Here is a 942-nt window from a genome sequence, read left to right on the forward strand (position 1 = left end):
TTCGGTGGTGTGTCCGGAGAGTCGTTCGACGCCGCGCAGGAGGGCGGAGTGGTCGAGGCCGCCGTCGCCTTGTGCGCGCAGGGAGGCGACGAGGCCGGCGACGAGGGTGCCGACGGGGAGGGCGGCGCCGACGGTGCGGGCGGCGTCGGTGACGATGCCCATGTCCTTGTGGTGGAGGTCGATGCGGAAGCCGGGCCGGAAGTCGCGGTTTTTGAAGTTGTCCTTTTTGCGGGTGAGGACGGTGGAGCCGGCGAGGCCGCCGCACAGGACGTCGAGGGCGGCGGTGAGGTCGACGCCGGACTTTTCGAGGAAGACGACGGCTTCGGCGCAGGCTTGGATGTTGACGGCGACGATGAGCTGGTTGGCGGCCTTGACGGTCTGGCCGGCGCCGTGGGGTCCGCACAGGACGATGGTCTTGCCGAGGGCTTCGAGGATGGGGCGGGCGGCATCGAAGTCGGCTTGTTCGCCGCCGGCCATGATGGACAGGACGGCTTCGACGGCGCCGGCTTCGCCGCCGGAGACGGGGGCGTCCAGGACGCGGATGCCCTTGTCGGCGGCGGCCTTGGCCAGGTCGATGGAGGTCTGGGGGGTGATCGAGGACATGTCGATCAGCAGGGCGCCGCGCCGGGCGTGGGCCAGGATGCCGTCGGGGCCGTAGGCGAGGGCTTCGACGTGGGGGGAGGCGGGGACCATGGTGATGATGACGTCGGCGTCGGTGACGGCTTCGGCGGCCGAGGTGGCGGCGGTGCCGCCGGCTGCGGCCAGGCGCTCGAGTTTGTCGGCTTCGAGGGTGTAGCCGGTGACCGTGTAGCCGGCCTTGATCAGGTTCTCGGACATGGGGGAGCCCATGATGCCGAGACCGATCCACGCGATCTTGGGCAGATTGCTCATGAGGGTGCCTCTTTCGAAAAGCTGTGGGACGTCAGGAGTGGGCGGCGCGCA

General features: G+C 69.9%; 1 protein-coding gene. It reads right to left on the bottom strand.

The window, feature by feature from the left end; genetic code table 11:
- The coding region (locus IF67_RS0138410) for a 2-hydroxy-3-oxopropionate reductase (protein ID WP_030993684.1) at positions 1–891 on the bottom strand (891 nt) is incomplete at its 3' end.
- Positions 892–942: the final 51 nt, after the last annotated feature.

Source organism: Streptomyces sp. NRRL S-1813 (assembly GCF_000719605.1).
GTDB classification, from domain to species: domain Bacteria; phylum Actinomycetota; class Actinomycetes; order Streptomycetales; family Streptomycetaceae; genus Streptomyces; species Streptomyces decoyicus.